Consider the following 15,122-nt stretch of genomic DNA (forward strand, 5'->3'; position numbering starts at 1 on the left):
GGCAGCGGTCGTCAGAAGAACTGATGCGCCGGATCATGGCTTTTCCCCCGGAAAGGCGTGACCTGCAGGCGCTCGCCCGCGCTGTCCACGCCGATTTCGTCATTGGTCAGGTAGCAGGCCGGATCTTCGGCCCACGGATCGCCGGTCAGTTGCAGAGCGCGAATGCGGGTGTTGCCGCCGCAGACATCCTGCAACCGGCAGGCGCCGCACCGCCCCTTCAACGGGCGCGGCCGTGTGCGCAGCAGGGCCAGCATCGGGTCATCCCCGGTCCACAACTCGGAAAACGGAGTGAGTTTGACGTTGCCCACCGTGTAGTCCGACCAGTAGGTATCGGGATGGACGCGGCCAAGATTGTCGATATTGGCTACGCCCAGACCGCTGGAATTGCCGCCCCAATGGGCCAGGTGCTCGCGCACATGCGCGACGGTGTCGGCGTCGAACCGGGCGGCGGCCCAGTTCAGGAAATACCCGGCATCGGCGTCATTGTTGCCGGTCACGATGTCCAGCGGGCGTCCGCCCGATGCGGCCTCCCATGCGCGGTCCAGCAACAGGTCGAGCCCTTGCCGGGTGCGCTGATGTTCCGCGTCTTCACCCCGGTTCTTGTCGCCGCGCCCCGCATAGACCAGATGCGAGAGATAGAACTTGTCCACCCCCTCGTCGTCGCACAGTTTCAGCAGGTCGGGCAGGTGGTGCTGGGTGCCTTCGGTCAGGCAGAACCGCAGGCCCACCTTGATGCCGCGCTTTTTGCATTCGCGCACGCCGCGCAGGGCGTCATCAAAGGCGCCCTCGACCCCGCGGAACCAGTCATTCGTCGCCCCGATTCCGTCAAGCGAGATGCCGACATAGTTGAAGCCCACGTCGGCGATCATGTCGGCCGTTTCGTCGTGGATCCGCGTGCCGTTGGTCGATAGCGCCAGCATCGGCACCAGCTGGCGCGCGCGCCGGGCGATGTCGAAGAAATCGAACCGGTCCAGGGGCTCCCCGCCCGAGAGGATCAGGGCCGGGACGCGAAACTGGCCCAGATCCTCAAGGGTGACCATGGCTTGCTCATGGCTGAGCTCGCCCGGGAAGGCCACATCCGCAGACACGGTGTAGCAATGGCGGCATTTCAGGTTGCAGCGCCGGGTCAGGTTCCAGATCACCACCGGTTTCACCGGTCCGGTGCGGCGTTTGCGCACCGGCGTCGGGTTGACCAGCTGCTGCATGTATTCGGTCAGGCGGAACATCGGTCTCAGCCTTTCGCTTTCAGGCGCAGCCCGGTCTTTTTCAGGATGCGCGTGGAATAGAGGATGTTGCTGCCCCGGCAGGCCGATCCCAGGATCGCGGCGATCTGGCCGCGTTTGTCTTCGACCTCATCGGGCGAGCTGCCATGAACCATGGCGAACAGGTTGTAGGGCCAGTCGGGCAGGGCGCGGGGCCGTTCATAGCAATGGGTGACGAAGGGCAGTGCTCCGATATGGGCGCCGAGTTCGGTGATCAGGTCGTCCTGCACGTCCCAGACGGTCATGCCGTTCGATGTCATGCCCAGCTTGTAGTGGTTGGGGGCCGCGGCGATCCGCCGGATCACCCCGCGCGCCTTCAGCGCCGCCAGCCGGTCCAGCAGGGTGGCTTCCTCAATCCCCAGATCGTCGGCGACCTGCGCATAGGGCGCTGGCACCAGGGGCAGCCCGCCCTGCAGCGCCTCGATGATCCGTCTGTCGGTTGCGTCGATCATGCTGCCACCCGGAAGCCGATGAAGAATTCCTGCAGTTTCGGGAACCGGTGAACCGTGATCCCCGTCTCGCGTTCGATCGCGTCGGCCGTGGCGGTGATCGCCTCGGGCGTTTCGGTCGCCAGAACAAACCACATGTTCAGCCGGTGCGTACGCTCATAATTATGCGCCACCTCGGGATGCGCATTGACTTTGGTCAGGACGGTTTCAAACTCGGCCTCGGGCACCGCCATGGCGCACAGGCAGAAATCCCCGCCCATGGCGGCGGCGTCGAAGAACGGGCCGAACCGGGTGATGATCCGGTCGGCCTTCATCCGCGCCAGCCGGTCCAGCAGGTCCTGCTCGGTGATCCCCAACTCGGCCGCCACGTCGGCATAGGGGCGGGGGGTCAGCGGCAGGTCCTCCTGCAGGCGGTTCAGCAGGCGGCGGTCGGTGTCGTCCAGTGGGGTCATGCGGCGGCCTCTTTCGGTTTGATCAATGCGCCGGTCTGCTTGAAGCATCGGGTCGAGAACAGAACCTTGTGCGCGGCGCCTGCCAATTCAGGCAGGGCGGCGGCGCCGGCCAGGATGCCCCGCGCCTCGGAGCGTGACCGGGCGTGGATCATGGAATAGAGCCGATAGGGCCACACGCCCTCGACCGGCTGGCGTTCATAGCACAGGGTCACGCCGGGATGCGCGGCCAGTGCGGGGCCCGCGTGGTCGATCCGCTCGGCGGGCAGGTCCCACACGACCATGGCGTTGGCCGACCACCCCAGCGCCCGGTGCCGCACGATGACCCCCAGGCGCGAGATGACACCGGCCTTGTGCAACACGTGGATGCGGTCCATTACGTCTTCGGAGGTGCGGTTCAAGGACTGGGCCAGCGCCGCGTAGGGGTCGGCCATCAGCGGCAGCCCCGCGCTGAGAGCCTGCAGGATGTCGCGGTCGCCTTGGCGCAGAACGCTCCGGTCGACCGCCCGCGGCCGTGGCACGCGCCGCGAACAATCCGACATGCGGAAACCCAGATCGACGTTGAACGGGCGGACCAGACGCAGGTCTAGAACGCGCAGCCCAGTGCGGTCGCTGATCCGGGCCAGGGTGGCGTCCACATGCGCCCGGTCGGGGCCGGTGGCCACGAACCACAGGTTCCAGTCATCCTCGCGCTGGTAATTGTGGTTCACACCCGGCTCGGCGTCGATCAAGGCGGCGATCTGTTCCACCTTGTCCTCGGGCGCGGCGACGGCAGCCAGAGTGCTGGCCGAGGCCACGCCGGGCGCGACCGTCGCGCCGACGCGGGTGATGCGCCCGGCGGCGCGCATGCGGGCCAGGCGGTCGATCACCTCGGTCTCATCCAGCCCCAGCGCCGCGGCCAGCACCTGGAACGGCCGGTCGGCAACCGGAAAATCGCGCTGCCAGTCATCCAGCAGCCTGCGGTCGATCGGGTCGGTGATATGGCACATCGCTTACAGCCCCGTTCTGTGCGCACGCGCGGTGAAAAAGATGCCCGAGGGGCTGTCGGCTGGGATTTCCCTCAGCTTTTCAAAGCTGTGGGTGTCATAGACCATGATCTTGTTGGCATCGCGCACGCTGACCCAGACCTCGTGCCCACGCGGGGTAAACTCCATGTGCAGCACCGCCGGGCCCGGTTTGAATTCATGGATGATCTGTTTGCTGACCGTGTCGATCACCTGGATCGTGTCGTTCAGCGGGTGGGCGAAATTCACCCAGACCTGCCGGCCGTCGGGCCGCGCCATGGCAAAGACGGGCTGGCCGTATGTCTGGGTGCGCCCGGTTTCCGTGAGTGTGTCGGCATCGACCCAGAGCACCTGGTGATGGCCGACGGCCGGCAATACGAATTCGGCGCCCGTATGCGCCCAGCCTTCCAGATGGGGCATCTTGTAGACGGGCATCTCCTGTTGGCCGCGCCCATAGCCGGGCAGCACCCGGATCGGTTCGGGGGTGTCTGCCCACAGGTCCAGCGCGGTCAGCCCGTCCTGCCCGAACAGACCGGTGATGTAGGTGCGGCCATTGGCGGTGATCAGCGCGTCATAGGGGTTTTTGCCCATGTCGGTGATCTTGGTGATCTGCGGGTCGGTGCCGCGCGCGAAATCGGCGATCCAGGTCTCGCCCGTATCCCACATGGTGAACACGAAACGGCGGCCCGGCGCATCGACCAGGCCGATGGTCTTGCTGCCGGTGGGGATGTCGGCCACCAGATCCAGCGTGTCGGCGTCAAAGACGTGCACCCCGCCGGGTTCATAGTTCGACACCGCCACCAGCGTGCCGTCGTCAGAGATCGCCCCGCCGATGGCGTTCCCGGCCTGCACGACGCGCTTGGCGATCTGACGGGTCACGATATCGACCTTGGTCAGCCCGCCGTCGCGCCCGAAGACATAGGCAAAGCGTTCGTCGGGCGAATAGACCAGGGAGGCATGGGACAGATCGCCCAGCCCCTCGATCTGGGCCAGCGCGGCGCGGTCGGACTGATCGACCAGCAGGACCGAGCCGGCGGCCCGTTCGATCACCAGCCCCAGGTCTCCGGTGGCGGTGGGTTCGGCATGGGCTGCGGTCATCAGCAGCGAGGCCGCGAGGCCAAGGACAAGCTGTTTCATTGCGCCTCCGGTTTCAGCAGATAACGGGCGATCCATTCGGCCTCTTCCTCGCTGATGAGGGGCCGCCACGGCGGCATGGCCGTGTCGGGGATGCCGTCCAGGATTACGCCGGTCAGGATTTCGGGGTCATAGTGCTGCAGGTTTCCGGCTCGCAGATCGGGGCCCAGCCCGCCTTTCAGGGTCAGGCCGTGGCAGGACCCGCAATCCTGATGCACCAGACGTTTCAACGCGTTGGGGTCCAGCGTGTCGGCGGCGAAGGCCGAGGTGGTCACCAGCACGGCGGCGGTCAGCACCGCGCGCCCGGGCCAGTCCCGGCGGGCCGGTTCAATGGGCAGAGTCCTAGCCATGAGCGTGCTCCAGCAACTCGGCAACCGGCCGTTCGGGATATAGCGATACGACCTTGCCGATGATGAACAGGGTGGGGGCGGCCAGACCGGCCGCGCGCACGTCGGCGGCGACACGGTCCAGACGCGAGACAAGGCGGCGTTCGTCCGGGGTGGTCGCCTTGCCGACGGCCAGGACGGGGGTCGATCCCGGCAGGTTCTCGGTCATCAGGCCCATGGCGATCTGGCCGATATTGGCGACGCCCATGTAGATGACCAAGGTGGTGTCAGGGTCCGCCAGGCGCTTCCAGTCGAGGTCCAGCACCTTGTCGGCCTGACGATGGCCGGTGACATATTGCACCGATGTGGCCAACCCGCGATGGGTCAGCGGCACGCCGGTCGAACAGCTTGCCCCCTGCGCCGCGGTGATGCCGGGCGCGTATTCCACGGCAATGCCGTGGTCCATCAGAAACGCCGCCTCTTCCGAGCCGCGGCCAAAGATCATCGGATCGCCCCCTTTGAGGCGGGCAACCCTGTGGCCCGCGCGGGCCTGTTCCAGAAGGATCTGGTTGATCCGGTCCTGCGGCACGGTATGGCATTTGGGGGCCTTGCCCACGGGGATCAGCCGCGCGCCGGGGGCGTGCATGGCCAGAATCTGATCCGAGACCAGACGGTCGTAGACCACCACATCCGCCTCGCGCAGCATCCTCAGGGCGCGCAGGGTCATCAATTCGGGGTCTCCGGGTCCGGCGCCGATCAGAAAAACCTTACCGCTCATGGTGCAATCTCGCTTGGTCTGAATGTCATCGGGACCCGGGTGTTCCGGTAGGTTCCGAGCGCGGACAGAGCGGCGGATCGGGACGTTGCTGGGGTGGCCGGGCGTGTCATGGCCGCAGACTGGCGCATTCGCAAAGGGGCCTCCTTGACATAAGTTAAGGAGCGCGGGATTTGCGCCCGCGCTCCTGTTGGTTGCCTGTATGTCTGCCTGCGTTCAGGGTTCGACGGTGACCATGCCGACCATGTTCTGCGTTTCCCAATGCGGGCCGCACAGATAGTCCTGCGGGCCGGGTTCAAGGAACGTCATCTCGACCGATTCCTCGGGGAAGATGCGGTCGGATTCGGGCTGGCTGCCATCCTTCAACAGCACCGAGTGGCTGGTGCGCTTGTCCACGTTGACCCAGCGCACCGTGGTGCCGGGCTTGACCGTAATCTGGGCCGGGCAGAAGTGATACTTGTACATCAGCACCACCTCGGCATCCTGCACGACGTCGGAGGGTTCGCCGAAGAGTTCGACATAGCGTTCCTCGGCCTCGGCGCAGATCTGGTCGGCTTCATCGGCCAGGGCCGACTGGCTCGCAACAAGGGCCAGGACAGCGGTCAGAAGGGGCTTGGTGGTCATGGTCGCGTATCTCCTCGGCTGTGGAAAAGGGGCCGTATCGCCGGCCCCTTTTCGTTACTGTTTGACCACGTTGATGTCGGCGCTGTCGTCATCCAGCGCGAGGCTGGTGTTCAGCGTGACGTGGTGGAACCGTGCGGCCGAGTGGTCATCGTGGATGGCAAAGCCCACCGTGTAGGTCTTGCCCGGCTCCAGCGGCACGTCGCCCGTTGCGCCAGAGTTCAGCGGCCGCGAGAACACCACCGTCCACATGCCGCCCGACAGGCTGGCCGAGGCCGAGATCTCGCCATCGTTGACCACGCGCTGTTCCAGCAGATAGCCATTGGTGGCGCTGCCGTCGGCATAGACGCGCATCAGGTCAAGGAATGTGCCGTCCTGCAGGTATTGCGCGATCTGCTCTTCGGCCTGCAGCTTGTCCCAGCCGCCCAGCGGCTTGCCGCGCCGACCTTTGACTTCGACCTCGGTGCGGCTTTCGCTGATGTACTTGGTGACGGTGTCCTTGGCCGTCAGGCGTGCGGCCACGTCCGGGTTGGCGGCGATGGTTTCGGCATCGGGCGCAAAGGGCATGTAGGTGTTGTCGGCGTGGCACGAAGCCCAGCACCCCACCTGTTCGCCCAGCTCGATCCCGGTGCCGGTGATCATCATGGCGACCTTGATCGGGTTGTCCGGGTCCATCTTGCCGCCGTCGACGAAGGGCACGGGATTGTGGCCTGCATCCGCCCATTGCAGCCGGATATACAGGTTTTCGTCGTCATGTGCGGCCTGAACCGTGGCGTCGATCACCCCGCGCTTGCCGGGGATCGGGGTCGGTTCGAGATCTCCGCCGGCGACGATCTTGTTGCCGATCGCGTCCAGCTCCTTGGCGTGGCAGGTCGAGCACTGGTCGCCACCCTTGGTCAGAGGGCGTGCGCCACCGTGGGTCTTGCCGTTCTGCACCCATTCGAACGAAGCCTGTCCCGGATAGAACAGTTTCAGATCGGTGCTGGCCACGGCGTTCCAGTCGATGTTGCCACCAACGTCGCTGCCGCCCGAGGCCGCGGCGTCGGTTGCTGTGCCATCGGCCTTGGCGCGTTCCTCGGCCAAGGCGGTGTCGACCGCTGCAGCGATCTGCGCCTGCACCGCCTCCTGCTGGGCTTTGCGGGCGGCTTTCTCGGCTTCGGCCTCGGCAGCCTCCTTGGCTTCGATCCGCTCCAGGCTGGCCAGGTATTCCGGCGGGATCGGACGGGCGAAGGCCGGGTTCGGGGCTTCGAGCTCTTCCAGAAAATCTTCGGGTGCGCGGTCACGGATGTTCGAGTGTGCGATACCCTTGTGGCAGTCGATGCAGGTCTGGCCCACCTCCATCGCGTTCAGGTGCTGCTGCCGCGCGCGTGGCTTCTGGAACTCGGGCATCATCGACTCGAAATCGTGGCAGTTGCGGCACTCGCGCGAGTCGGTCTTTTTCATCCGCTGCCATTCGTTCATGGCCAGATGGATGCGCTTGGCCTCGAATTTCTCGGGCGTGCTGATCGAGCCAACCATCTTGCCGTACAGCTCTCTCGAGGCTTTGATCTTGCGGATGATCTTGTGCGTCCAGTCCTTGGGCACGTGGCAGTCCGAACAGACCGCGCCCACGCCCGAGCGGTTCACGTCATGGATCGTTCCCTTGTACTCGGTGTAGATATAGTCGCGCATCTCATGGCACGAGACACAGAATTTCTCGGTGTTGGTGGCTTCCATGGCGGTGTTGAACCCGCCCCAGAAGATGATGCCGGCGACAAAGGCCGCGGCGATGCCGGCCACGGGCATTCCCCACAGGAAATACCGGCGCCAGATCGGTTTTTTCTTTTCCGGTTCGGACTGGGTCATGTCCAGGCTCCGTTTTGGCTGTCATGTCTGGCCTTGGATTTCAGGCCGGTTGGAATGGCGGTTGGGATGCCGGGCAGGGCGCCGCGGACAAACGTGGAAAGGGCGGGCGAGGGGCCCGCCCTTTCCTGTGCTTGCTGCCAACCCGTCAGGTGACGTGGTTCGAGCGGTTGTAGACGTTGAACTTGCCGGTCGGCGCATAGAGCCCGTCGATACGGCCGATCTCTTCCAGCGTCTTGGCGTCGAAGATCACGATTTGACCGTTGGGCTCCTTGGAGTCCGACAGGTTCCACTTGGAGACCCAGACCTCGGTGCCGTCGGCATTGAATTCAAAGTGAACGGCGGCACTGCCTTCGTCTTCGGTGATCTGGATCGTTTTCACGATCTCGCCGGTCTCTTTCGAGATGACTTGCACCGACTGCTGGATTTCCGGCTCGGGGTGTTTGGTCTGGTCAGCCCAGATGTAGTCTGAGTTCGGGTGGGTGCGGACAAACAGGCCGGGGCCGTCCGTCTCTACTTCGTAGCAGACCTTCCAAGCCTGATCCGGGTGGCCTTCGGGGTCGTTGCCCCAAACGGTCACGGTACCCACACCCAGGTGGGTCGTGCCGGCAACCGGTCCACAGTTCGGATCGACCCAGTTTGCGCCCGGTCCGGGGTGCGGCAGGGCAGCGGTGTCGATCATCGCCTCCAGCTTGTGGGTCTCGGTATCGACGACCACCATTTTGTTCGACGCGTTCGCGGCGATCTGAAAATAGCGGCCCGTCGGGTCAAAGAACCCGTCATGCAGGAACTTGGCGCTGTCGATCTTGTCGATGCGCAGGTTGTCGAGGTCTGTGTAATCGACCTGCCACAACTGGCCCAACTCTTTCACGGCGACGATCCAGGTCGGTTCGTTCGGTGTCGTGTAGATCGCGGCCACGCGGCTTTCTTCGACATAGTCGCCGTCCACGTTCACGCCGCGGGTCGAAACGACCTTGAGCGGTTCCATGGTTTTGGCGTCAACGATCGCGAAGTGCGGCGGCCAGTAACCACCACCGATGACGTATTTGCCATCGCCGGAAACTGCGACGTCGCGGGCGTCATAGGCGATCTTGACCTCCGAGACCAACATCTTGTCCGGCGTCTGCCAGAGGTCGATTTTGGTCATCTTGCCGTCGCGACCCATGGTGTACCAGAAACGGCCGGGATGTTCCGGTTCGGTCAGGCTGTGGTGTTCGGACGCTTTCAGAACGTGCACGGCATAGCCGGTGGGGATGTGGGTCAGCACCTCTTTGGTGTCGCCGTCGATTACGGCAACCTTGCCCACGTCACGTTCGATCACGACGAAGAAGTTCTCCCAATTGCGACCATGCAGAGGCTCGGTCGGATAGTCTGCCTCTTCGACATAGACCTTGCGGGTCGCCTTCATCTGTTCCAGCGACATTTCCGGCGGCTTGGGTGGGTCCATCATGATGTAGGTCGCCATGTCGCGGATCTGCTCCTCGGTCATGATGTCCGAGAAGTTGTTCATACCGCCTTCGGTGCCCCACGCGATGATCTTTTCAAGGCGCTCCTGGCCCAGTTGCAGGGTGCCGCCTTCGGTCACGGTGCCGTCGGCTGCGGTTTTCTTCCAGTGTGGCTCGAGGTTCTTGCCGGTGGCGCCCTTGCGCAGCACGCCGTGGCAGCCGGCACATTGTTCGAAGTAGAGCTGTTTCGAAGCCTCGAAGGCCTCGTCGCTCAGGGTTGGCTCTTCGGCGAATGTCGGAGCAGCGACGCTGCCCAACAACATGGCCAGACCGACCCTGAAGGCGCGGCCGGTGGTGTAATGGCTGATTCCAAGTGACATGATCACTCTCCGTTTGCTGGTGAGGCAGGCCGGACACTGCGCCGGGACGGGCGTCTTCTCCTTGACGAAAGTCAACGGAGGGGGTGTTCAGACGGAAATGACGCGGAAAAAAGCCATGAAAATAAGTGCTTTTTGGGGTCATGTTTTCGCCGACGCTTGATTTTGGTTAAGGGGCGCGGGTCCGCCGGTTGCTAGTGCTTGGCCATCGAACAGCTTGGCCAAGGAGAGCAGGCATGCCATCGGCAATCACGCGCGTTATGGGTGAGGGGTTCCGGGTCTTTTTTCTGTTTGCAGGTCTTTACGGCGTGTTTGCCGGTCTGGCCTGGGGGGGGTGGCTGGCAACGTTGGCCGGGATTGAAATGTGGACCGAAGCGCCCTCTGCCATGAGCCCGCCGATGTGGCACGCGCACGAGATGATTTTCGGCTATGCCAGTGCCGCACTGGGCGGGTTCTTTCTGACCGCCGTTCCCAACTGGACCGGTGCCCCTGAGGCGCGGCGTTTGTTTATTGCCGCTGCGGCGGCGCTGTGGTTGGCCGGGCGCGTGGCGCTGTGGTTTTCGGGTGTGATCGACCCGGTGATTGTCGCGGTGCTCGATCTCGCCTTCGTGCCGGTTCTTGCGGCCAAGATCGCCACCCAGCTGATCCGGCGACCAAAACCGCAGAACATGATCTTTCTTCTGTTGCTGGCCTACATCTGGGTGTCCAACCTGTTGACCCATCTGGACTGGATCGGTGTGACGGTCGGAACCCTCGATGTCGGTCTGCGTACAGGACTGCTGGCCTTGTGTTCCATGATCTCCATTCTGGGTGGTCGGATCACTCCGGCCTTTACGCGCAACGCAATGAAGCGCGCAGGCGTGCCCGAAGCTGAGTGGCCTGTCAGTCGCGATTGGATGGAAAAAAGCAACATGGTGCTGGCCCTGCTGCTGCCCGCTGTGATGCTGATCTTCGGGGCCGGGCACGCGGTCGCGATTTTGGCGCTGGTCCTCGGAGCGATACAGGGCTTGCGCCTGTCAGGTTGGCGGGGGGCTTGGGCTGTCCGGCAGCCGATTCTGTTTGCGCTGCATCTGGCCTTGGGGATGCTGGGCCTTGGACTGGTTCTGTTGGGAATGGGCTTGTTGGGCCTCGGCAGTGAACTTGGTGCGCTGCATGTGTTGGGCATCGGCTGCGTCGGTGGCATGACCCTGGCGGTCATGAGCCGCGCGGCGCTTGGCCATAGCGGACGGGCGCTGGTCGCCCCCGCGCCGGTGGTCGTCGCCTACGGTGCGATGGCTCTGGCTGCGATTTTGCGCTGGATTGGGTCCGGGTTGGACGCGCAATTTCTGACCGCCATGCTGGTCGCTGACGGCCTGTGGATCAGCGCGATGGCGCTGTATGTGGTGGCGATGTGGCCGGCCTTGGTGGGTCCGCGTGCGGTACCGTCCTGAGCGGCTCAAGCCCGGTCGATCAATGGTCGCGCGTTTTTGACATGCCGATGGATCATGTGCCGCGCACGCTTGCCGGTTTCGGGAATGGGCCGAGCGGCGATCGGGACATGATCCGGGTCGTCAAGCTCGGGGAAAATCTCGAATATCTCGTCTCGGGCATCGCGGCCGATGCTTTTGAGTGCTTCGGGCCCGGTGTACAGGCTTTCCGACGGAGCCCCCTCGGCGGTCACGATTTCATGGCGGTCGAACAGAATGTGGTAATACGTCACGCTGCTGGCGGTTTCATCGACATGAACGCGGGGAACGCCGACCAGCTTGTGGGCTGGGATCAGCACCTCTTGGGCGTCGAACATGCGCACGGCGATCGCCGAGCGAACCAGCATCCGGTGCTGCGGAGAGACCCGCAGGTCGCGCCGCGGCAGGCCGGCCCCCAGCGCTCCGGCTAATACACAGATCGGACGCAGGCGTGGGTTGGCCTGCAAATCGACCGACGTCAGGATGCGCGAGCCGATCCAGCGAATCGGTTGCGGGCCGTGATCGAGCGTCAGCACCAGATCGCCTTCGGCCAGATCTTCTATCGCCTTGGCGCCGGTGGGTGTTTCGATCAGCGTACCGGCGGTAAAACAGGGCACGTCGACAATGGCTGTGGGATCGGTGGTGTCCGGAGCGTTTGAAGGGGTCACATTCGAACGAATGAAGGAATAGGCGGTACCGGGTACCAAAGGTTCGGACGTGATGTATCCGACAAGATTCCCTTCAACCTCGACCCGGAAAACATCGATCGTACCGCCGCCCGGTTTGGTCAGGGCGTAGGATTCTTCCAGATAGATAGCGCCGGAATCAAAGGTGGTTGATCCGTCAAGGCTGGTGACGACGCCTGTCTGTGTCAGGTCATCGCCGACTTCGTTGTTGAAACGGTCGCCGTTGAAATCAGTTCCGTTGTCCGGATCTCCGTTCACGAGCGTTCCACCGGCCGCGTCGGTTACGTCAAATACCCGGCGATCGGTGTTCGGATCATAGCCTGAACTCAGAGTGATGGTACCGGAGTTAAACCCGGTAAAACTAAGTGAAATCACCCCTGGCGCGTAGCCGATATAGGAATAGTTCGCCATCTCTTACTCGTTCACTCGCTCAATCAAAGACACCGGAACAGCACATCACGGATCCGGAAACTCCATCTGACTTCGCACCCTGATAACAGCGGTTCAAGGCGATTTCGGGGCATTTCACGCTTATTTTAAGGGAATGTAGCCTATTGGCCGTGTGCCAGGACAGAGTCTTGACTTTCGTTAAGGCGGCAAACCGCCCATCCCGCCATTGTCCCCCCACCAGCAAAGCGGCGCAAAGGAGAGCGCAATGCGAGAAGTCATGACCAAGAGCATGGCCCGCAACATATTCTATGGCGGGTCACTGTTCTTCATTTTAATCTTTCTGGCCCTGTCGGCCCACTCACACCTGTACATCGTCAATTCGCCGAACTCGGCGAAGCTGGATGAGAGCGTGATCCGGGGCAAACACGTCTGGGAAAAACACGCCTGCATCAACTGTCACTCGATCATGGGTGAGGGTGCCTATTTCGCCCCCGAAGTCGCCAACGTGATGACCCGCTGGGGCGTTCTGGACGACCCGGAATCGGCCTTTGAATCCCTCAAGGGCTGGATGGAGGCGCAACCCACCGGCATTCCCGGTCGCCGGCAGATGCCAAGGTTCAACCTCAGCGACGAAGAGATCCGTGATCTGGCCAACTTCCTGATCTGGACGGACAATATCGACGCTCAGGACTGGCCCCCGAATGACGCGGGTTGAGAAGGGAACGGAGCAATGAAATACGAATCCCAAAAAGTGGCCTATGCCTATTTCGCATTCGCAATGGGCCTGTTCGCGATCCAGGTGATCGGCGGTCTGCTGGCCGGCTGGATCTATGTATCCCCCAATTTTCTGAGCGAGCTTCTGCCGTTCAACATCGTGCGGATGCTGCACACCAACGCGCTGATCGTGTGGCTGATTACCGGCTTTTTCGGCGCGGCCTATTTCCTGATCCCCGAAGAGGCCGAGCGCGAGATCCACTCGACCAAGCTGGCCTATATCCAGCTGGCGATCCTGATCTTGGGTACGCTGGGTGTGGTGCTGACCTATGTCTTCAACCTGTTCGAAGGCAACTGGCTGCTGGGCAAAGAGGGGCGCGAGTTCCTTGAACAACCCAAATGGGTCAAGGCCGGCATCGTCGTGGCGGCGCTGATCTTCCTCTACAACGTGTCGTTGACCGTTCTGAAGGGCAAGAAGACCGCCATCACCAACATCCTGCTGCTGGGCCTCTGGGGTCTGGCGCTGCTGTTCCTGTTCGCCTTCTACAACCCGGGCAACCTGAGCCTCGACAAGCAGTACTGGTGGTACGTCGTTCACCTGTGGGTCGAAGGCGTGTGGGAGCTGATCATGGCCTCGATCCTGGCCTACCTGATGCTCAAGCTGACCGGAGTTGACCGCGAAGTGGTCGAGAAATGGCTGTATGTCATCGTCGCCGCCGCGTTGTTCTCGGGCATTTTGGGCACCGGCCACCACTACTACTGGATCGGTACGCCGGGTTACTGGCAGTGGATCGGGTCGATCTTCTCAAGCCTCGAGGTGATCCCGTTCTTTGCGATGATGGCCTTTGCGTTCGTCATGGTCTGGAAGGGCCGTCGGGACCACCCCAACAAGGCCGCGCTGCTGTGGTCGCTGGGCTGTGCCACGCTGGCCTTCTTCGGCGCCGGCGTCTGGGGCTTCCTGCACACGCTGCACGGGGTGAACTACTATACCCACGGTACGCAGATCACGGCGGCGCACGGGCACCTGGCCTTCTACGGCGCCTATGTCTGCCTCAACCTGGCGATCTTCACCTATGCGATGCCGATCCTGAAGAACCGTGATCCGTACAATCAGGTGCTGAACATGGCCTCGTTCTGGCTGATGACCGGCGGCATGGTCTTCATGACCTTCGTGCTGACCTTTGCCGGCACCGTCCAGACGCACATGCAGCGCGTGGTGGGTGACTACTACATGGATGTGCAGGATCAGGTCGCGATCTTCTACTGGATGCGCTTCGGCTCCGGTCTGGTCGTGGTCATCGGTGCGCTGCTGTTCATCTACTCGATCTGGGTTCCGCGCAAAGAGGTCATCGAACCCGGCGTCGCGGAAACTCCTGCGGAGTGATGGATATGGACGGCTCCATGAAACTGGGAACGGGGGCGGCAGACGCCCCCTTCTACCTGCCCCAGGGCGACGAATGCGACGTGTTCGCCGCCGCCTATACCAACAAGCTGCCGGTCCTGCTGAAAGGCCCGACAGGTTGCGGCAAGACCCGCTTCGTGGCCCATATGGCCGCCAGCCTGGGCCGGCCGCTCTATACCGTGGCCTGCCACGACGACCTGGCCGCCGCCGACCTGATCGGGCGCTACCTGCTGAAAGGCGGCGAGACGGTCTGGGTCGATGGCCCTCTGACCCGCGCCGTGCGCGAAGGTGCGATCTGTTACCTTGATGAGGTGGTCGAGGCGCGCAAGGACGTGACCGTGGTGCTGCACCCGCTGACCGACGACCGGCGCATCCTGCCGATCGACCGCACCGGAGAAGAGCTTGAGGCCGCGCCCGGCTTCATGCTGGTGGCGTCCTACAACCCCGGCTATCAGAACATCCTGAAAACCCTCAAACCCTCGACCCGGCAGCGGTTCATCTCGCTGGAATTCGACTTTCCTTCGCCTCAGTTGGAGGCCGAGGTGGTCGCGCAGGAAAGCGGACTGCCGCTGGACCGCTGCAAACCGCTGGTGCGGCTGGCGGGAAAGCTGCGCGGGCTCAAGGGTCAGGACCTCGAGGAAGGCGTGTCCACCCGCCTGGTCGTCTATGCCGCGACGCTGATCGCGCAGGGCATGTCCACCGACCGCGCCATCCTTGCCGCCATGATCGAACCTCTCACCGATGACGAGGATATCAAACGCGGGCTCCTCGATCTTGTCACCGCCGTCTTTGGGTGAGGCC

At 63.2% G+C, this 15,122-nt stretch carries 15 protein-coding genes; 4 read left to right on the plus strand and 11 right to left on the minus strand.

Features of this window, described 5'->3' with window-relative positions:
- Positions 1-11: 11 nt before the first annotated feature.
- The 10 genes from nirJ to ACR0DA_RS14435 all read right to left on the minus strand — a co-directional run bounded on the left by nirJ (position 12) and on the right by ACR0DA_RS14435 (position 9,687).
- Positions 12-1,226, minus strand: a complete 1,215-nt coding sequence (gene nirJ / locus ACR0DA_RS14390) for a heme d1 biosynthesis radical SAM protein NirJ (RefSeq protein ID WP_480754590.1) — start codon at positions 1,224-1,226, stop codon at positions 12-14.
- A gap of 5 nt (positions 1,227-1,231) precedes the next feature.
- Entirely contained in the window at positions 1,232-1,714 is a 483-nt protein-coding gene (ahbB, locus tag ACR0DA_RS14395) for a siroheme decarboxylase subunit beta (protein ID WP_480754591.1), read from the minus strand.
- Complete coding sequence (locus ACR0DA_RS14400) at positions 1,711-2,163, minus strand: Lrp/AsnC family transcriptional regulator (protein WP_170341142.1); 453 nt, start codon at positions 2,161-2,163, stop codon at positions 1,711-1,713. Before ACR0DA_RS14400 ends, ahbB (ACR0DA_RS14395) begins: the two co-directional genes overlap by 4 nt.
- Entirely contained in the window at positions 2,160-3,149 is a 990-nt protein-coding gene (gene ahbB, locus ACR0DA_RS14405; RefSeq protein WP_480754593.1) for a siroheme decarboxylase subunit beta, read from the minus strand. Before ahbB (ACR0DA_RS14405) ends, ACR0DA_RS14400 begins: the two co-directional genes overlap by 4 nt.
- Positions 3,150-3,152: 3 nt before the next feature.
- Positions 3,153-4,301, minus strand: coding sequence for a cytochrome D1 domain-containing protein (locus ACR0DA_RS14410; RefSeq protein WP_480754595.1), 1,149 nt, complete (start codon positions 4,299-4,301; stop codon positions 3,153-3,155).
- Complete coding sequence (locus tag ACR0DA_RS14415) at positions 4,298-4,648, minus strand: c-type cytochrome (RefSeq protein WP_480754596.1); 351 nt, start codon at positions 4,646-4,648, stop codon at positions 4,298-4,300. Before ACR0DA_RS14415 ends, ACR0DA_RS14410 begins: the two co-directional genes overlap by 4 nt.
- Positions 4,641-5,402 (minus strand): uroporphyrinogen-III C-methyltransferase, encoded by a 762-nt coding sequence (cobA, locus tag ACR0DA_RS14420; RefSeq protein WP_480754598.1) that lies wholly within the window; start codon positions 5,400-5,402, stop codon positions 4,641-4,643. The genes ACR0DA_RS14415 and cobA overlap by 8 nt, the downstream gene beginning before the upstream one ends.
- Before the next feature lie 213 nt (positions 5,403-5,615).
- Positions 5,616-6,023 carry a cupredoxin domain-containing protein gene (locus tag ACR0DA_RS14425; protein ID WP_480754600.1) on the minus strand — a complete coding sequence of 136 codons (408 nt, stop codon included), beginning with the start codon at positions 6,021-6,023 and terminating at the stop codon, positions 5,616-5,618.
- A gap of 54 nt (positions 6,024-6,077) precedes the next feature.
- Entirely contained in the window at positions 6,078-7,865 is a 1,788-nt protein-coding gene (locus tag ACR0DA_RS14430) for a NapC/NirT family cytochrome c (protein WP_480754602.1), read from the minus strand.
- A 145-nt stretch (positions 7,866-8,010) separates the two neighbouring features.
- A complete protein-coding gene (locus ACR0DA_RS14435) occupies positions 8,011-9,687 on the minus strand; it encodes a cytochrome D1 domain-containing protein (protein ID WP_170359698.1) in 1,677 nt (558 codons plus the stop codon).
- A 233-nt stretch (positions 9,688-9,920) separates the two neighbouring features.
- Between ACR0DA_RS14435 and ACR0DA_RS14440 the strand changes: the two genes are divergently transcribed.
- Positions 9,921-11,114: an NnrS family protein gene (locus ACR0DA_RS14440; RefSeq protein WP_480754603.1), complete on the plus strand. Its 1,194-nt coding sequence runs from the start codon at positions 9,921-9,923 to the stop codon at positions 11,112-11,114.
- Positions 11,115-11,119: 5 nt separating this feature from the next.
- Here ACR0DA_RS14440 and ACR0DA_RS14445 read toward each other — a convergent pair whose 3' ends face one another.
- Positions 11,120-12,226, minus strand: coding sequence for a Hint domain-containing protein (locus ACR0DA_RS14445; RefSeq protein WP_170371927.1), 1,107 nt, complete (start codon positions 12,224-12,226; stop codon positions 11,120-11,122).
- A 244-nt stretch (positions 12,227-12,470) separates the two neighbouring features.
- Here ACR0DA_RS14445 and ACR0DA_RS14450 point away from each other — a divergent pair, with 244 nt between their 5' ends.
- The 3 genes from ACR0DA_RS14450 to ACR0DA_RS14460 are packed head-to-tail and all read left to right on the plus strand — an operon-like array spanning position 12,471 to position 15,118.
- Positions 12,471-12,920, plus strand: coding sequence for a c-type cytochrome (locus ACR0DA_RS14450; protein WP_005977183.1), 450 nt, complete (start codon positions 12,471-12,473; stop codon positions 12,918-12,920).
- A 15-nt stretch (positions 12,921-12,935) separates the two neighbouring features.
- A complete protein-coding gene (locus ACR0DA_RS14455) occupies positions 12,936-14,303 on the plus strand; it encodes a cbb3-type cytochrome c oxidase subunit I (RefSeq protein WP_170359704.1) in 1,368 nt (455 codons plus the stop codon).
- Positions 14,303-15,118: a CbbQ/NirQ/NorQ/GpvN family protein gene (locus tag ACR0DA_RS14460; protein WP_170599793.1), complete on the plus strand. Its 816-nt coding sequence runs from the start codon at positions 14,303-14,305 to the stop codon at positions 15,116-15,118. Before ACR0DA_RS14455 ends, ACR0DA_RS14460 begins: the two co-directional genes overlap by 1 nt.
- The last annotated feature ends 4 nt before the right edge of the window (positions 15,119-15,122 follow it).

Source organism: Ruegeria sp. CI8 (assembly GCF_056536865.1).